General features: G+C 64.1%; 13 protein-coding genes and 7 tRNA genes. 17 read left to right on the top strand and 3 right to left on the bottom strand.

Annotated features, from left to right (window positions below; genetic code table 11):
- Nucleotides 1–134 precede the first annotated feature (134 nt).
- The 13 genes from AC3WP6_RS07370 (at nucleotide 135) to AC3WP6_RS07430 (ending at nucleotide 9,640) form a co-directional block, all read left to right on the top strand.
- Nucleotides 135–211, top strand: a tRNA-Pro gene (locus AC3WP6_RS07370).
- Between the two features lie 22 nt (nucleotides 212–233).
- Nucleotides 234–310, top strand: a tRNA-Arg gene (locus AC3WP6_RS07375).
- Nucleotides 311–324: 14 nt separating this feature from the next.
- Nucleotides 325–400: transfer RNA gene (locus AC3WP6_RS07380), tRNA-His, on the top strand.
- 14 nt (nucleotides 401–414) lie between these two features.
- A tRNA-Lys gene (locus AC3WP6_RS07385) sits at nucleotides 415–490 on the top strand.
- A gap of 184 nt (nucleotides 491–674) precedes the next feature.
- Nucleotides 675–760, top strand: a tRNA-Leu gene (locus AC3WP6_RS07390).
- An 82-nt stretch (nucleotides 761–842) separates the two neighbouring features.
- Complete coding sequence (tig, locus tag AC3WP6_RS07395; protein ID WP_492627131.1) at nucleotides 843–2,132, top strand: trigger factor; 1,290 nt, start codon at nucleotides 843–845, stop codon at nucleotides 2,130–2,132.
- 71 nt (nucleotides 2,133–2,203) lie between these two features.
- On the top strand, nucleotides 2,204–2,827 hold the full coding sequence (clpP, locus tag AC3WP6_RS07400) for an ATP-dependent Clp endopeptidase proteolytic subunit ClpP (protein WP_492627132.1): 624 nt from the start codon (nucleotides 2,204–2,206) through the stop codon (nucleotides 2,825–2,827).
- A 121-nt stretch (nucleotides 2,828–2,948) separates the two neighbouring features.
- Nucleotides 2,949–4,238 carry an ATP-dependent Clp protease ATP-binding subunit ClpX gene (gene clpX, locus AC3WP6_RS07405; protein WP_492627133.1) on the top strand — a complete coding sequence of 430 codons (1,290 nt, stop codon included), beginning with the start codon at nucleotides 2,949–2,951 and terminating at the stop codon, nucleotides 4,236–4,238.
- A gap of 162 nt (nucleotides 4,239–4,400) precedes the next feature.
- The gene (gene lon / locus AC3WP6_RS07410) at nucleotides 4,401–6,893 is read left to right on the top strand and encodes an endopeptidase La (protein WP_492627134.1); all 2,493 of its coding nucleotides are present in this window, start codon (nucleotides 4,401–4,403) and stop codon (nucleotides 6,891–6,893) included.
- A 226-nt stretch (nucleotides 6,894–7,119) separates the two neighbouring features.
- A complete protein-coding gene (locus tag AC3WP6_RS07415; protein ID WP_492627135.1) occupies nucleotides 7,120–7,449 on the top strand; it encodes an HU family DNA-binding protein in 330 nt (109 codons plus the stop codon).
- 19 nt (nucleotides 7,450–7,468) lie between these two features.
- Nucleotides 7,469–7,543 (top strand) — tRNA-Val (locus AC3WP6_RS07420).
- A gap of 9 nt (nucleotides 7,544–7,552) precedes the next feature.
- Nucleotides 7,553–7,629 (top strand) — tRNA-Asp (locus AC3WP6_RS07425).
- A 106-nt stretch (nucleotides 7,630–7,735) separates the two neighbouring features.
- A complete protein-coding gene (locus tag AC3WP6_RS07430; RefSeq protein WP_492627136.1) occupies nucleotides 7,736–9,640 on the top strand; it encodes a SurA N-terminal domain-containing protein in 1,905 nt (634 codons plus the stop codon).
- Between the two features lie 203 nt (nucleotides 9,641–9,843).
- Here the strand turns inward: AC3WP6_RS07430 and AC3WP6_RS07435 are convergent, their stop codons facing one another.
- A complete protein-coding gene (locus tag AC3WP6_RS07435) occupies nucleotides 9,844–11,070 on the bottom strand; it encodes a transglycosylase SLT domain-containing protein (RefSeq protein WP_492627137.1) in 1,227 nt (408 codons plus the stop codon).
- A complete protein-coding gene (gene gloB / locus AC3WP6_RS07440) occupies nucleotides 11,067–11,834 on the bottom strand; it encodes a hydroxyacylglutathione hydrolase (protein WP_492628655.1) in 768 nt (255 codons plus the stop codon). Before gloB ends, AC3WP6_RS07435 begins: the two co-directional genes overlap by 4 nt.
- A 402-nt stretch (nucleotides 11,835–12,236) precedes the next feature.
- Between gloB and AC3WP6_RS07445 the strand changes: the two genes are divergently transcribed.
- Genes AC3WP6_RS07445 through dnaQ form a run of 3 tightly spaced genes read left to right on the top strand, consistent with a single transcriptional unit; the run spans nucleotide 12,237 to nucleotide 14,104 of the window.
- Nucleotides 12,237–12,911 carry a methyltransferase domain-containing protein gene (locus AC3WP6_RS07445; RefSeq protein ID WP_492627138.1) on the top strand — a complete coding sequence of 225 codons (675 nt, stop codon included), beginning with the start codon at nucleotides 12,237–12,239 and terminating at the stop codon, nucleotides 12,909–12,911.
- Nucleotides 12,912–12,926: 15 nt separating this feature from the next.
- Entirely contained in the window at nucleotides 12,927–13,370 is a 444-nt protein-coding gene (rnhA, locus tag AC3WP6_RS07450; protein WP_492628656.1) for a ribonuclease HI, read from the top strand.
- Nucleotides 13,367–14,104, top strand: a complete 738-nt coding sequence (gene dnaQ / locus AC3WP6_RS07455; RefSeq protein ID WP_492627139.1) for a DNA polymerase III subunit epsilon — start codon at nucleotides 13,367–13,369, stop codon at nucleotides 14,102–14,104. The genes rnhA and dnaQ overlap by 4 nt, the downstream gene beginning before the upstream one ends.
- Here the strand turns inward: dnaQ and AC3WP6_RS07460 are convergent, their stop codons facing one another.
- Complete coding sequence (locus tag AC3WP6_RS07460) at nucleotides 14,105–14,806, bottom strand: PP2C family protein-serine/threonine phosphatase (protein ID WP_492627140.1); 702 nt, start codon at nucleotides 14,804–14,806, stop codon at nucleotides 14,105–14,107. It abuts the gene before it with no gap.
- A gap of 1,051 nt (nucleotides 14,807–15,857) precedes the next feature.
- Here AC3WP6_RS07460 and AC3WP6_RS07465 point away from each other — a divergent pair.
- Complete coding sequence (locus tag AC3WP6_RS07465) at nucleotides 15,858–17,321, top strand: hypothetical protein (protein WP_492627141.1); 1,464 nt, start codon at nucleotides 15,858–15,860, stop codon at nucleotides 17,319–17,321.
- Nucleotides 17,322–17,398: the final 77 nt, after the last annotated feature.

The following is a 17,398-nucleotide window of genomic DNA, read 5'->3' on the forward strand; positions in this document are numbered from 1 at the left end:
CAACCGCAAGGCTTGGCAGGAGGCCAACTGCGGTGATGGTGGGCAAGGTGCCCTGAACGGTGTTGCGGGTTGCTTGACAGTTTGCCATCCGCAGCACTTCAAGGTTCCGAAGCAAAGGCTGTCGCGGGCTCGTTCGGGGTATAGCTCAGTCTGGTAGAGCGTTGCGTTTGGGACGCAAAAGTCGGGGGTTCGAATCCCTCTACCCCGACCACTGCATCAGCCGCAAGGGCCTTGCGCCCGTAGCTCAACCGGATAGAGCATCGGCCTTCTAAGCCGACGGTTACAGGTTCGAGTCCTGTCGGGCGCACCAGTCACGGTTTCATGGTGGGCGTAGCTCAGCTGGTAGAGTCCCGGATTGTGATTCCGGTTGTCGTGGGTTCGAATCCCGCCGCCCACCCCAAAATTCAAGTTTCAGGGCCGTTAGCTCAGCTGGTAGAGCAGTTGACTCTTAATCAATTGGTCGTAGGTTCGAACCCTACACGGCCCACCAATTTTGCAGACGCCGACCTTCGTGGCCGGCGTTTTGCGTTGGGGCGTGGGCAGGTCGTCGCGCGGTGCACGGACGCTTGTGCTGTGCGTTTGTGCAACCGTACAATGACACGCTTTAGCGCCGGTTATCATCGACTTAGGTGGCCGTATCCCGCGGGCGGTCGATTGCTCCGGTGCACCATCAGGCGAAAGTGGCGGAACTGGTAGACGCACCAGATTTAGGTTCTGGCGGGTAACCCCCGTGCGGGTTCGAGTCCCGCCTTTCGCACCAGGTCGTGGCAGGTTTTTCGGCGCGCGTCGGCGGTCATGCCACGACGACGGGCGCCATCACACATCGGGTTCCAGGAGACGACATGCAGGTTTCGGTTGAAAACACGGGCACGCTCGGGCGCAAGCTCACGGTGAAGTTTCCCGCGGAGCGCTATGAGACCCAGGTGGATGCGCGCATTGCCGAGCTTGGTCGCACCGTACGCCTCAAGGGGTTCCGCCCCGGCAAGGTGCCGGTCAGGGTCATTCAGCAGCGTTTTGGCGAACAGGTGCGTGGCGAGGTGCTGTCCGACCTGATCGGCAGCACGCTGCGCGAAGCGGTGACGCAGGAAAAGCTGCAGCCGGTTGCGAACCCGGCCATCGATACCACCGGCAAGCCGGAGAATGGCGAAATTGCCTACACCGCCACCTTCGAGGTGATGCCGCAATTTCCGGAGATCGACGTCGCGACGTTGGAAATCAAGCGCCCGGTAGCAACCGTGGGCGACGCCGATATTGAAAAGATGCTGGAGACGTTGCGCCAGCAGCGGCGCAGTTTCGAGCTGGTTGACCGCGCTTCGGCCGAGGGCGATTTCGTGATGTTCGAGTATGCCGCGCAGGCGGGCGATTACCGCTTCCCGGCCGAGGGGTTGGAACGGGCCGGCAGCGTGCTGGGCGCCGGCAACCTGTTCAAGGCGCTCGATGACGCGCTGGTGGGCCGCAAGGCGGATGACAGCTACGAGGCGGAGATCGCGTTTCCGGCCGACTTCCGCAACGAGAAGCTGGCGGGGCAGACCGCGCACGTCAGTTTCAAGATCGTCAAGGTGCAGGAGCCGAAGCTGCCGGAGGTGAATGCGGAGTTTGCGAAACTGTTCGGCATCGCTGATGGCGACCTTGAGCATTTCCGCAAGGAGGTGCGCGCAAACCTGGACCGCGAGCTCAAGGCGGCGCTGATGGGGCGGCTCAAGGCCGAGGTGGCGGAACAGCTTGCCAGTGCGTATGCCACGCTCGAGGTGCCAAATCTGATGGTGCAGTCCGAGGCGCGCGCCTTGGCGGCAAACAACGTGCCGCGCGGCCAACAGCCACCGCAGGCGCTGGTTGATGCCGCGGTACCGGCGGCGCGCAAACGCGTGGTTGCGGGCCTCGTGATGGGCGAAATCGCCCGCAAGCAGGAGCTCAAGATCGACCGCAAGCGCGTGGCCGAGCAGCTTGCGGCCATCGCTTCGACCTACGAGGAGCCGGAGAAGGTGGTTGAACTTTACAACGGCGACCCCCAGCTGATGAGCGGCCTGCAGAATCGCGTGATGGAAGACCAGGTTGCCGAATGGGTGGCCGATCACGCCAACACGTCGACCCTCGACTTGAGTTTCGACGAGGTGATGCGGCCCGGCGCCTGAAACGCCGGCGCTGCACGCGGTTCGGGCAGGTGGCACACTTCACGCAGGGCAACCGGAGACTCGCGCAAACCATGGAACCTATCCACAATCTCAACTTGGTGCCGATGGTCGTCGAGCAGACGGCGCGCGGCGAGCGCTCGTACGACATCTATTCGCGACTGCTCAAAGAGCGCGTCATCTTTCTGGTGGGCGAGGTCGACGACCAGGTTGCCAACCTGCTGGTGGCGCAGATGCTGTTTCTTGAATCGGAGAACCCCGACAAGGACATCCATCTGTACATCAACAGCCCGGGCGGCGTGGTTACCGCGGGGCTCGCGATCTACGACACCATGCAGTACATCAAACCCGACGTCAGCACGATGTGCATCGGCCAGGCGTGCAGCGCCGCATCGTTGCTGCTGATGGCCGGTGCACACGGCAAGCGGTATTCGCTGCCCAATTCGCGGGTGATGATCCACCAGCCGTCGGGCGGCGCCCGTGGGCAGGCGACCGACATCGAGATCCAGGCGCAGGAAATCCTCTACCTGCGTCGACGTCTCAACGACATTTATGTCAAGCACACCGGCCAGCCGTTGGACCGGCTCGAGCGCGACATGGAGCGCGACAACTTCATGAGCGCCGAGGCGGCACGCGAGTACGGTCTGATCGATTCCGTGCTCGACAAGCGTGCGGTGGAATCGGTGAAGTCCGCCTGAGTCCGGCGTCAAAAAATACGGCTCTTGCAACGGGCTTCGCGTCTGCAGGCAGGCGCGGAGCCCTGTGCTATTCTCGGGCCGCGATCGAGGCAACCCCAGTTTTGCGAGCGGAATTGAAAGTATGAGCGACGACCGGCAGGGCCGATCCAGCGACGGCGGCAAGATCCTGTACTGCTCCTTCTGCGGCAAGAGCCAGCACGAGGTGCGCAAGCTGATCGCCGGTCCGTCCGTCTTCATTTGCGACGAGTGCGTCGAGCTGTGCAACGACATCATTCGCGAGGAGCTGGAAGAAAAAGCGGCATCGACCCGGACCCAGCTGCCCAAGCCCAAGGAGATCCGCGAGTCGCTCGATCAGTACGTGGTCGGGCAGGCGCGCGCGAAGAAGGCGCTCGCGGTGGCGGTGTACAACCACTACAAACGCATGGAGTCGCGTCAGAAGGGCGACGACGTCGAGCTGGCAAAGTCCAATATCCTGCTGATCGGGCCGACCGGTTCGGGCAAGACGCTGCTGGCGGAAACGCTTGCACGGCTGCTCAATGTGCCGTTCACCATTGCCGATGCCACCACCCTGACCGAGGCTGGCTACGTTGGCGAAGATGTCGAGAACATCATCCAGAAGCTCCTGCAGAAGTGCGACTACGACGTCGAGAAGGCGCAGTCGGGCATCGTCTACATCGATGAGATCGACAAGATCTCGCGCAAGAGCGAGAACCCGTCGATCACGCGCGACGTGTCCGGCGAAGGCGTGCAGCAGGCGTTGCTGAAACTGATTGAAGGCACTCTGGCCTCGGTGCCGCCGCAGGGCGGGCGTAAGCATCCGCAGCAGGAGTTTCTGCAGGTCGACACCAAGAACATCCTGTTCATTTGCGGTGGCGCGTTCTCCGGTCTGGAGAAGGTCATCCAGCAGCGCTCCGAGACCACCGGCATCGGTTTTGGCGCCGAGGTGCGCAGCAAGGATCGCACCCAGAATCTCGGCAAGGTGCTGGCGGATGTCGAGCCGGCGGATCTGGTGCGCTTCGGCCTGATCCCGGAGTTCGTCGGCCGCTTGCCGGTGGTTGCCACACTCGATGAGCTGGACGAAGAGGCGCTGGTGAAAATCCTCACCGAGCCGAAGAACGCCGTCACCAAGCAGTTCAAGAAGCTGTTCGAGATGGAAGACGTCGAGCTCGAGTTCCGGCCGGAGGCCTTGCAGGCGATCGCCAAGAAGGCACTCAAGCGCAAGACCGGTGCGCGCGGTTTGCGCACGATCCTGGAGCAGGTGTTGCTGGACACGATGTATGAGCTGCCGTCGATCGAGCACGTCAGCAAGGTCGTGGTGGACGATGCGGTGATCGAGGGGCAGGCCGCGCCATATCTCATTTATCGCGGCAATCTGCAGCCACGGGTGACCGCCGACGGCGGCGCTGCCTGAGCAACCCGACAGCGATGGCAACGATGGCCCCGACGCTTGCGCCGGGGCCATCGTGTTTTCGGGGTGACGGGTTGTGTCGCACCCGGTTTGCCTCCACTTGACGCTACATGGTGCCCGGCGCAGTGTCGGGTTGCCCCCTCCTGATTTCGTGGAAGAGATTCGATGGCCAAGACCACTCCTGCGCCCACCGCCAGCGAGGCATTGCCGGTATTGCCGCTGCGCGACGTCGTGGTGTATCCGCACATGGTGATTCCGTTGTTCGTCGGGCGCGACAAATCGATGCGTGCGCTCGAACGAGCGATGGATGGCGAACGCCAGATCCTCCTGGTGGCACAAAAGAGCCCGGACACGGATGATCCCGTCGAAGCCGACCTGCACCAGATCGGCACGCTCGCCAGCGTGCTGCAGTTGCTCAAGCTGCCGGATGGCACGGTGAAGGTGCTGGTCGAAGGCCAGTCGCGGGTGGCGATTGAGGATTGCCGCGAGGTCGACGGCATGCTGGTAGCGCATTCGCGCGTGATCGAGCCGGTCTACACCGCAAAGGAGCGCGAGCTGGACGTGGTGTCGCGCACGCTGATTTCACTGTTCGAGCAATTGGTCAAGCAAAGCCGCAAGTTGCCGCCGGAAGTGCTGGCAAGCCTGTCCGGTATCGAAGATCCGTCACGGGTTGCCGATTCGATCGCCGCGCACCTTACCGTGCGCATGGCGGACAAGCAGAAGGTATTGGAGACCGCGAACGTCGGCGAGCGGCTTGAACTGTTGATCGGACTCGTCGATGGCGAGATGGATCTGCAGCAGGTGGAGAAGCGCATCCGCGGCCGCGTCAAGTCGCAGATGGAGAAAAGCCAGCGCGAGTACTACCTGAACGAGCAGATGAAGGCGATCCAGAAGGAGCTGGGCGACGGAGAGGAAGCGCCGAACGAAGCCGAAGAGTTGCAGAAGAAAATCGAAGCTGCCGGCATGCCCAAGGCGGTGCTGGCGAAGGCGCGGCAGGAGTACGGCAAGCTGCGCCAGATGTCGCCGATGTCGGCCGAAGCCACGGTGGTGCGCAACTACCTTGACTGGCTGATCGGCGTGCCGTGGAAGAAACGCGGCAAGGTACGCAAGGATCTCGCCCTGGCCCAGCAGGTGCTCGATGCCGACCACTTCGGGCTGGAGAAGGTCAAGGAGCGCATCCTCGAATATCTGGCCGTGCAGCAACGCGTGTCGGTGATGAAGGGGCCGATCCTCTGCCTCGTCGGCCCGCCGGGCGTCGGCAAAACCTCCCTCGGGCAATCCATCGCGAAGGCCACCAACAGGAAATTCGTGCGCATGTCGCTGGGCGGCGTGCGCGACGAGGCGGAGATTCGCGGCCATCGACGCACCTACATCGGCTCGATGCCGGGGCGCATCGTGCAGAATCTCAGCAAGTGCGGCAGCAAGAACCCGCTGTTCGTGCTGGACGAGATCGACAAGATGTCGATGGATTTCCGCGGCGACCCTTCGTCTGCGCTGCTCGAAGTGCTCGACCCGGAGCAGAACCACGCGTTCAACGACCATTACCTGGAAGTCGACCTCGACCTCTCCGAGGTCATGTGGATCGCCACCGCCAACTCGCTGGACATCCCTGGCCCATTGCTCGACCGCATGGAGGTCATTCGGCTGCCGGGGTACACCGAGGACGAAAAGCTCGCGATTGCGCAGCGCTACCTGGTGCCCAAGCAGCTCAAGGCCAACGGCCTGAAGCCGGCCGAGCTCGCGGTGGCCGACGATGCGCTGCGCGACATCGTGCGCTACTACACGCGCGAGTCGGGCGTGCGCAACCTGGAGCGCGAGATTTCGAAGATCTGCCGCAAGGTGGTGAAGGAGTTGATGCTGGGCGAGGTCAAGCAGGCGAAAGCAAAACGTGCCGGTGCCGCCAAGCACAAGACGCGAGCGAAAGTCGCGCGCGTGACCGGCGTGCGGGTGGATTCGGGCAACCTCGACAGCTACCTCGGCGTGCGTCGCTTTGATTTCGGGCGCAAGGAACAGCAAAACGAGGTGGGGCTGGTGACCGGCTTGGCGTGGACGCAGGTCGGCGGCGAGCTGCTCAGCATCGAGGCGACGGTCATGCCGGGCAAAGGGGCGCTGGTGCACACCGGCCAACTGGGCGACGTGATGAAGGAGTCGATCCAGGCCGCGTTGTCGGTGGTGCGCGCGCGGGTGGACCGCATGGGCATCGACCCGGAGTTCCACCAGAAGTACGACATCCACGTGCACGTGCCGGAGGGCGCGACGCCGAAGGACGGCCCCAGCGCCGGTGTCGGCATGTGCACGGCGCTGGTGTCGGCACTGACCAAGATCCCGGTGCGCTCGGAAGTGGCCATGACCGGCGAGATCACGTTGCGCGGCCGCGTGTTGCCGATCGGCGGGCTCAAGGAGAAATTGCTGGCGGCCCACCGCGGCGGCATCACCACGGTGATCATCCCGGACGAGAACAAGAAGGATCTTGCCGAAATGCCGGCCAACGTGCTGGCGTCGATGGATATTCGTCCCGTGCGCTGGATCGATGAGGTGCTGGACATCGCGCTGGAGCGGCCATTGGAGCCGAATGCGGCGCGCGAGGCGACCGGTGATGTGCCGCACAAGGATGCGGCCAGTGACGACGACGCTGGCTCGCACCCGCGCGCGCATTGAGGTGTCTTGTACCGCCGGTTCGGGCCTGCCGGGCAGTCATCAAGTACAGGCGGTATGCAAGCCGCATTGCAACATGGACAAACACCTGAAAAGCCTTGTGCCAACTTGTGTTGCGATGGCCGGCGAGGCGCTGGTATAAAGGCGGAGCCGCCATCCCGGCACCCGTTGCGGGTGCTCAAAAATGCGGGGTTGCGTTCCGGCAAACCAGCGCTTCGACATCCACGCGGTGGCGCGTTTCCGCAGGGCGAGCGTCGCCGTCAAAAGACCAACAAGGGAGTATTCGATGAACAAAACCGATCTGATCACCGCCATCGCGGAAAAAGCCGAACTGACCAAGGCTGACGCAGGCCGCGCACTTGAAGCGTTCTTTGATGTCGTGCAGAAATCGCTCAAGAAGGGCGAGGACGTTGCCGTCGTCGGCTTTGGCACGTTCACGGTGCGCAAGCGCGCGGCCCGTACCGGCCGCAACCCGCGCACCAACGAAACGATCAAGATCAAGGCGTCGAAAGTGCCCGCGTTCAAGGCTGGCAAGACGCTGAAGGACGCCCTAAACTGAGCGGCTTGTGCTCGGTCGCGGGTGCTTAGCTCAGCGGTAGAGCGCCGCCCTTACAAGGCGATGGTCGCAGGTTCGATCCCTGCAGCACCCACCAGAAGACTGTGGAGCGGTAGTTCAGACGGTTAGAATGCTGGCCTGTCACGCCGGAGGTCGCGGGTTCGAGTCCCGTCCGCTCCGCCACGGTTCGCAAGGGCGCCCGAGTGGCGCCCTTGTCGTTTGACGGCCTCGCCGTCGCCCTTTACAGCACGTGCGCCGCGCGCACCGAACAACCAGGCAGGAACAGGCAATGCTGCAGGCAATGCGTAACAAGATGCATGGGTGGCCTTCCATCATCGTGCTCGGCGTGGCGGTTTTCGCGATGACGTTCTTCGGCGTCGAGGGTTACATCATGTCGCGCGCCGACACCTACGTGGCAAAGGTCGGCAAGCAGGAGATCAGCCAGCAGGATTTCCAGGACCGCATGAACCAGTTGCGCCAGCAGTTGAGCGAAGAGCAAGGTGACAACTTCGATGCCGACGCGTTCGAGAAGGCGGCGACGAAACAGAAAGTGCTGGACGGCATGATCGACCAGCAGCTGCTGCTCAAGGCCAATGAGGATTGGGGCATCCGCGTACCGGACGAAGCGGTGCGCGATTACATCGCCGCCATCCCGGCGTTCCAGCTCAATGGGCACTTTGACGCCACGACCTACCAGAACCTGCTGGCACAGCAGCGCAAGACGCCGGAGATGTTCCAGCGGGATGTGCGCTCGACCTTGGCGACGCAGGCGCTGCCGAATGCGATCGACGCCGGCACCATCATCACCGACGCCGAGGTCGATCAGTTTCTGAACCTGCGCATGCAGCGGCGCGACCTGACCTACGCGGTGCTGCCGCAGCAGGCGCCGGCCGATGCGGCGGTGACCGATGCGCAGATCGAGGCGTACTACAAGGCGCACATTGCCGATTACACCAACCCGGAAAGCGTGTCACTGCAGTACATCGAGGTGAACGCGGCCGACCTGAAACCTGCGGCCGCGCCGAGCGATGCCGATCTGTTGAAGCGCTACGAGAGCGAGAAGCAGCGCTTCGTGCAACCCGAGCAGCGCGAGGTGTCGCATATCCTGGTCAACCTGCCCGCCAATGCCACTCCGGCGCAACAGAAGGCGGCTCTGGCCAAGGCCGACAAGATTGCTGCGGCGGCGACGCCGGCGAACTTTGCGCAGCTCGCCACGCAGGATTCCGATGATCTTGGCTCGAAACGTCAGGGCGGCGATCTGGGCTGGTTGCAGAAAGGTGTGACCAATGCGGCGTTCGAGAACGCGTTGTTTGCGCTGAAGCAGGGGGAGATTTCCAAGCCGGTGCTGACGCCGGACGGCTACGACATCCTCTGGCTGCGCGGTGTCCGCAACGGTGAAGCCAAATCGTTCGCCGAAGTGCGCAACCAGCTGATTGCAGAGGCAACGACAGGCGACAAGGATCGGCAATACAACGAGGTGGCCGGCAAGCTGTCCGACCTCAGCTACCAGAATCCATCGTCGCTGGAGCCAGCCGCGCAGGCGCTCGGTCTGCCGGTCAAGACTACCGAGCTGTTTTCCCGCCATGGCGGGCAGGGGATTGCGGCGAACCCCAAGGTCATCAAGGCGGCGTTCGGCAACGATGTCCTGAGCCAAGGCAACAATTCCAACCTGATCGAGCTGGGCAGCGACAACGCGGTCGTGGTACGCGTGGCCAAGCATGTTGCCGCGGCGCCGAAACCGTTGGCCGAGGTGCGTGACGCCATCACCAAGACCATGCTCAACCAGCGCATCGAAAAGGCGGGCAAGCAGCTGGCCGACAGCCTTCTGGCGCGTGTGCAAAAAGGCGAGGCGTTCGCGACTGTCGCCGCGTCGGCGAAGGCACCGGTGCACGAGCAGGCGGAGGTCCTGCGCATTCAGCCGGATGTGCCGGCTGCGTTGCGTGGCGAGGCGTTCCTGTTGCCGCACCCGGCCGATGGCAAACCGCAGTACGCGGCGGTGGACATGCACGATGGCAGCTTTGCGCTGCTGGCAGTCACCAAAGTACAGGGTGCCGACTTGGCAAAGGTGACCTCAAACGAGCGTGAGCAATTGCGGCAACAGATGGCTCAGGCCTATGGCGCGGTAGCGACGCAGGAGCTTCTCAAGTCGTTGCGCGCGACCACTGAAGTCAAGATTGCGAAAGACCGCCTGTAACGCCGGGTACCGACGCAAACCAGAGGGCGGCCTATAGGTCGCCCTCTGGTTTTTGGCCTTGGGCATTCGGATGGCGAGAACCCGGCGCGCGGGGCAACGCGTTGTCTTGCCATGACTCGCGTGATGTCTGATCCGCCTGACCCGGGCGGGCGAAGCGATGCGACCGCGGTTTTTTACATAGCGACCGCCCCCCGCGGGTAACCTCAGTGCGGTCGGGCGATCTTCAACACCTGGCCGGTTTTCAGCCGGGCAGTTCGCAGATGGTTCCATTGACGTAGCTCGCGGACGCTGACGGCGTAGTTGCGCGCAAGTTGCCACAGCGTTTCACCCGGTTTCACCCGGTGCGTGCGCACGGCCGCATGGTGTGGGGGAACCGTGATCGCTGGATCAACGGGTGCCGGTGAGGCGTCGGCGAGCACGTTGTCCTGCCGCAGGTCGGCGGTGGCACCCGCAGGCTGATCGAGCAACATGGTGCGAAATTGCCGGGCGTGTCCCTCGGGCATGACCAGATACGACGCCACCTTGTGGTCGGCGATGTCGTTGAGGAAGCCGGCGTTGAGGTTTTTGAGGTGATCGAGCGACATGCCGGCCTGATCCGCGGCGAGCGCGAGTGGCATCGAATGCGGCAGCGGCACGGATACCAGATGCTGCGCCGGCGGGAGCGTGGGCAGGGTCACGTGGAACCGTGCGGGTTCGCGCACGATGCAGGCCATGGCGAGCAGGCGCGTCAGGTGCTCGCGAGTGACGTCGCGCACCGGCCAACGCGGTATCACCGGTACATCCGGGGGATTGCCATGGCGCTGCACCATCCGCTGTGCATTGAACTCCCCGGAGTTGTAAGCGTAGGCCGCAACGCGCCAGTCGTGAAATTGGTCGTGGTACCCGGCGAGCAGCTTCATGACGGCTTCGGCTGCCGATTGCACGTCGAGGCGGGCGTCGTAGCGTGAATTCACGCGCAGCCCCATAGCACTTGCAGTGGCCGGCATGATCTGCCACATGCCGGCTGGCCGGCCGTGGCGACCCCGTATCGGGCGAAAGCCGCTTTCGATCCAGGGAAGCAGCACGAACTCGCCGGCAACGCCATGTCTGGCGGCGACCTGCTGCACATAGGTGAGCTTGGGCAACGCCGCGCGCACTTCCTGCTCGAAGCGTTGCGGATTGCGCGTGTAGCGATGTGCCTGTGCGAGCACCGCTGGATCGGCGTCGCAGTCCGGCATGGCAAAGCTCCCGCGCAGGCGATCCCAGACATCGCCGGCGTCGGGCTCGGGTGTCTCCAACCCATCGGCGGGTAGGATCCCCGGCACCAGCGTTGGTGCCGGAGCGGCGCTGATCGGTGTCGCGGGACGTGGCGCCGGGGTGGTGGCGCAGGCGGCGAGCACGGCCGACAGGGCGAGCGGCAGCAGCCGCAGGCAGCAGGAGGATTGGTTCATGCGTGGAAGACATCCTTTGCGGCGCGCAGGCACGCGAAGCGTGCAGTGCGATCCGCCGGTGGCTGATGATGTCGACGGCACCAGTCGATGACGGCAGGCACGTCGATGCGCAAGAAGGGGTTGGTGGCCAGCTCGCTGGCCAGCGATACCGGCAGGCTCGGCTGGTGGTTGTCACGCAGGCGGCGCACTTCGGCGAGGCGGGCTGCGAGCGCCGTATTGCCGGGTTCGACGGTTTGTGCGAAGCGGCCGTTTGCGACGGTGTACTCGTGGGCGCAGCACAACTGCGTGTCGCCGGGTAGTGTGGCGAGGCGATCGAGAGAGGTCAGCATTTGTGCCGGCGTACCCTCGAACAGGCGCCCGCAGCCGAGGCTGAACAACGTGTCGCCCGCAAACAGCACGCCGGCGCCGTAGTAGGCGACGTGGCTGCGGGTATGGCCGGGGACCGCGATGACTTCGAAGTCCACTTGCGGCGCAGCCAGTCGCACATGGCCGCGGTCCGCGACGTGCACGCTGGCACTGGGAATACGCGCATCGTCCGGCGCATAGACCGGCACCGGGTGGTTCGCCAGCAAGCCGGCGACGCCGCCGATGTGGTCGTCGTGGTGGTGGGTGAGCAGGATGGCGCGCAGTTGCCAACCGTGCTTGATCAACGCGTGCTCGACCGGTGCCGACTGACCGGGGTCGACGACAATGGCCTGGCCATTGTCGTCATGCAACAGCCAGATATAGTTGTCGGCCAGCGCCGGTAACGGCAAGAGATGCACGGCACGCTCCGTCTGCATGGGATGGGTGCCGTCACGCGACACCGCCTGCCAGATTGCTTCGCCCGGTAACGGCGAACCCGCACTTGTAGCGATCCGCGCGCGATCGGTCAGCGGCACGCATCGACCCTGCGTTGCACGTGTCGCACTCTGGCGACGCGGCCGACTCACGCGGGCATGGCACCCTGCGCTTCACGCTTCAGGTGAAGGCGGCGCCCACGAGCCAACTGGTCGACTATAAGCAGGTCGTCCGCTGTGCTCGTTAGATTCGCGTTAAAACGGAATTCCCCATTCAGCGTTTGCCGAGCGTGTCACACCGACCGAGCCTGCTCGCCATTCCGGCACAGCCGCTACACTTCCTGCTTGCTTTGGTTGCGGGGCGGAGACGGGTGTCGGGTGGAAAGCATGGCGCGTCAGAGTGGCAAGAATATCCACGCAAGCGCGGTGCTGCGGGCGTCGCGCGAACGGCAGCGGCGGGCATTGGTGCCGATATTGCAACGCGAAGCTGCGCGCCGTGCGCTGCAAGTGGGGGTTGCCGCGGAGGATGCTGCGCCGCCTTTGCTCGGCGTGGCGTGGACGCGCTTGTGGCTGGCCGGTGGCGATTATCGCGGCGAGCTTCAGGCGCGCGCCGATGGGGCGTTGCCGTTCATCGACGAGGCTTTTGACCTGGTCTGGTTGCAGCATGCGCTGGAGCCGGCGCCGCGGTCGGCGTGCCTGCTCGGCGAGGCATGCCGGGTACTCGCGGCGGGCGGCGTGCTGGCGATCACGGCAGTGCACCCGCTTGGTGGCTGGGCGCCGTGGTTTCACTGGCGCGCACGCGGGCAGCACCAGACCATGCAATGGCCTTGGCGGCTGCGCGAAGCGTTGTTGGACGCCGGGCTGGATACCGTAGCCGTGCATCGACTTGGCCCGTTCTGGCCGCATGGCGAAGGTACCGACAGTTGTTTCGGTGGCGTCTACGTGCTGCTTGCACGCAAACGCCGGCAACTGGCCATACCGATCAGTTTGCGCCCGTCGCTGGCTGGCGCCCCGGCCAACGTGCGGTGGTCGCCCGGTACCCGCCGCCAACATCTTTCTTGAGGACAATGCGTGACGATAGATGAAGTGGAAGCCTTTACCGATGGCGCGTGCCTCGGCAACCCCGGGCCCGGCGGCTGGGCCGCCTTGCTGCGTGCCAAGGGACAGGAGCGGATGCTGGCCGGTGGGGAGGCAGCCACCACCAACAACCGGATGGAGTTGCTGGCAGCGATCCATGCGCTTGAGGCGCTCAATCGCGACTGTGCAGTGCGGTTGACGACCGATTCGCGTTACGTGATGCAGGGCGTCCAGCAATGGATGCCGAAGTGGCAGGCCAATGGCTGGCGTACTGCGGACGGCAAGCCGGTGAAAAATCGCGATCTGTGGGAACGATTGTCGCTCGCCACCGGGCGGCACCGGGTGCGCTGGTTCTGGGTCAAGGGTCACAACGGGCATACCGAAAACGAACGCGTCGACCAGGCCGCGCGCACGCAGGCCGAGCAGCAGAAGGTGCCGGCATGAGGCAGGTGGTGCTGGATACCGAAACGACCGGCCTCGAAGTGCGCCAAGGGCATCGCCTGGTGGAAATCGCCTGCGTGGAAGTGCTCGAACGCCGGGTGACCGGCAAGTACTGGCAGACCTACCTGAACCCGGAACGGGCGATGGACGAGGGGGCCAGCCAGGTCACCGGCTATCGCGATGATTTCCTGCGCGACAAGCCGTTGTTTGCGGATCAGGTCGATGCGTTCCTGGCCTTTGTCGGCGACTCCGAGCTGGTGATCCACAATGCGGCGTTCGATGTCGGGTTCATTGATGCCGAGCTGGCACGTTTGGGCGCGCACTACGGGCGTATTGGCGACCGTTGCAGCGTGCTCGACACCTTGGCCATGGCGCGCGAACGCTATCCGGGACAGCGCAACAGCCTGGATGCGTTGTGCAAGCGTCTCGGTGTCGACAATTCGCGGCGCGACCTGCATGGCGGCCTGATCGACGCGCAGTTACTGGCCGACGTGTACCTGATGATGACCTCGGGGCAGGTTGCGCTGGACCTGGGTTTCGACGGCGGATCGGCGGCGGTAACGGTAACGACTGCGGCCACCGTGCTCACGGCGCGGCCGCGGGTGTTGCGCGCCACGCCAGCAGAGTGCGCCGCGCACACCGAACGCCTGGATGCGATGGACAAGAAAGTCGGCACTTGCGTGTGGCGCAAGGCTGACGAGGCGGCGCCGCCGGTGAATGCCGCGGTGACTGGTTGATCAGCTTGCGCGCACCAACACCGCGGTGAGGTTGTCGCGCCCGCCGCTGGCCAGCGCGTCGAGCAGCAACTGATCGATGCATTCCTGCGCGGCGAGATCCTTGCGCATGGCAACGTGTGCGATGGCATCGGTGGCGAGCTCCTCACTCAAGCCGTCAGTGCACAGCAAGAAGCCGATGTCAGCCTGCACCACACCGTGCGCCATGCCAACCTGCAATGCCTCTGGCGCGGTCACACCCAATGCCTGGGTCAAGCCACCGGAAGCGGCGTGCCGCGCCATGTGGCGAGCGTCGAGCTGCCCGGTGTCAACCAGTGCACGCGTCAACTTGCGGTCGTGTTCGAGCGGTGCGAATTCACGCGCCACGGCGTAGATGCGGCTGCCGCCGACCCAGGCGGCATCAAAACCCTGGTCGTGCAGCCACAATGCCGCCACCGTGCTGCCCATCGGTCGCGGGTCGGTGGCGTCGCGCGTGTGCGAGCGCAGCGCCCGGTCGGCGCCGTGGATCGCCTCCACCAGGCTGTGGCCGCGGCTGACCAGCTCGACCACGGCATCGCGTACCAGCGCCGAAGCGACTTCTCCATGCAGATGGCCGCCCATGCCGTCGGCCACCAGAAACAGGCCCAGCGCGGCATCCGCGTAATACGTATCTTCGTTGCGAATGCGATGCAGCCCGGAGTGTGTGCCATGTCCAAATTCGATCATGGCGGAAGCATGGCGGATGAGCGGGAAGGGTGCAAAGGATTGGCCACAAGCGCCTGCCAGATGTGCCCGATGCCAAGGGCAGCACGAGGCGAAAGACGGTTCGTGGTGCACGCTCGCGACGGCGCCAGCATGCCAAGACGCCACATCGCTGGTGGTGTTGGGCCACGGCCCGTCATCACGTTCGACCTGGCGCGCCCAGTGGCACAGTGCCTGCGCCGTGCAGCCGCTCTTGCCGGCGCTCGACTCGCCCGCCACCCATTGCGAGGTGTGTTCGCTGCGATCCTCGAACACCATCCATGCTGCCCACTCGTGAACTTCCCTGGCGTACGTCGGGGGACTTCTTCGTGGTTTCCATCGCTCCATCCTTTCAATAGTTGGAGCCTCCGGAAATCCCGGGCAGTTCACCATCGTTGATCGGCGGCCCCGATCTGCATGGCAGGCAGGTGATCGGAGCAGGGTGCGGTCTGGATCATTGGACATGCCCTCGAGCTTGCAGCCTGCAGCAGCCCGGCGATTGCCGGTCGATGGGTCGCGTGTAGCGACTGAACCGGAATGTGGAAGCAGTGCCACGCAATATATTGCGACCGTTTGATCGAGAACGGGCGCACGTTTCCCGCTGCATGCGGCCGCTATAGATGACGTCCGAACCGTGCAGTCCGCCATATCTCATCGGTATGGCGCCCTGCTCGATGTTGGGATCCAGCACGGCTCGTTTTGAAAGCTGGGTGTAAGAATTGCGGCGCAAGGTCGCCGCACTTCCGTCGTGGGGAGTCACCGCAGGGACGAGGTGGTTCGACGGGATGTTCCGGTCTGCGTGTTGCGCTGCGGTTGCTGCCGCGGCCGTCGCGTCGTATGCGCGATCGGGCCTTTCGTAAGTCATCGCATTTACTGGAGGGAACTCATGTCCAGAAGGTCATATGTGTTTGGTTGCCATGTGCTTTGCGTGGCGATCGGCCTTGGTTTGGCCAGCGCAGCTCAAGCGGATACGCGATCCGCACCCGATGTGACACCCGCGATACACCACGACACGCTTCATTCCTTGCGGGGGGTGATGCCGCGTCCCGACGACTTCTCCAGAAGTGGCCGCAACCATCCGGCGCGTCCGTTGCCGTGGCTGGATGGCCCAGGCACGGCGAACGACGGCGCGCTGCAGATCGGCGCCACTGGGGCGTTCGCTCCCGTTGCCGGTTCCGGTGTCGACGGTGTGGGCAACGGCTTCAGCGGGCCGCAGGGCGTCTTCAGCGTGAACAGTGCACCGCCGGACACCAATGGCGCGGTGGGTGCCACCCAGTACGTACAGATCGTCAACACCGGCTTTGCGGTGTTCGACAAGGCGACCAAGAACGTGGTGTACGGTCCGATGCCCACCAACGCGCTGTGGAAGGGCTTTGGCGGCCTGTGCGAAGCCGACAACGACGGCGACGCCGTGGTGGTGTATGACAAGACGGCCGGCCGCTGGATCATCTCGCAGTTCGCGGTGACCAATGCCGGCACCAGCAGCGCGCCGTACCTGCAGTGTGTGGCGGTGTCGCAGACCAGCGACGCCACTGGCGCCTACAACCGTTATGCCTTCAGCTACGGCACCGTCTTCCCGGATTACCCGAAGATGGGCGTGTGGCCGGACGCGTACTACGAAACCTTCAACATGTTCAGCGGCAACACCTTCGCCGGGGCCAAGTTGTGCGCGTATGACCGCAACGCGATGCTGCAGGGCCTGCCGGCAACGCAGCAGTGCTTCCAGTTGTCGACGAGCTACGGCGGCGTGTTGCCGGCCGATCTCGACGGTTCCACCGCGCCGCCGGCGGGTTCGCCCAACTACCTGATGAACTTCACGGCCGGGCAGTTGAACCTGTGGAAGTTCCACGTCGACTGGAGCAACACCGCCAACACCACATTGACCGGCCCGGTGGCCATTCCGGTGGCGTCCTTCTCGGCCGCCTGCGGTGGCGGTACCTGCATCCCGCAGGCGAGCACGAAACAGAAGCTGGATTCGTTGGCCGATCGTCTGATGTTCCGCTTGGCCTACCGCAACTTCACCAGCTACGAGTCGCTGGTGGTCACGCAGTCGGTCCAGGTGGGGACGAGCCGGCGGAACCCGTACACCGGCATCCGCTGGTACGAGATCCGCAACCCGGGCACCACGCCGGTGGTGTACCAGCAGTCCACCTACTCGCCGGATACGACCTACCGCTGGATGGGTTCGGCGGCGATGGACAAGCAGGGCAACATCGCATTGGGTTACAGCGCCTCGAGCAGCTCGATCCATCCGGCCATCCGCTACACCGGCCGCCTGGTGACCGATCCGCTCAACACAATGCAGGCCGAGAACAGCATCATCGAGGGTCTGGGTTCGCAGAGCGGCAGCAACTTGTCGCGCTGGGGCGACTACAGCGCCATGACCGTCGACCCGGTTGATGACTGCACGTTCTGGTACACCAGCGAGTACTTGAAGAACACGGGCGCCTTCAATTGGAGCACGCGTCTGGAGTCCTTCAAGTTCAGCACCTGCCAATAAGTGCGTAACACATCCCCACCCGTGTCTTGGGTGGGGATGTTTCTGCTCCGCCCAGCAGGACGGAGCCATCGTCGCTC

This window comes from Rhodanobacter sp. FW106-HT46G03 (assembly GCF_058789895.1).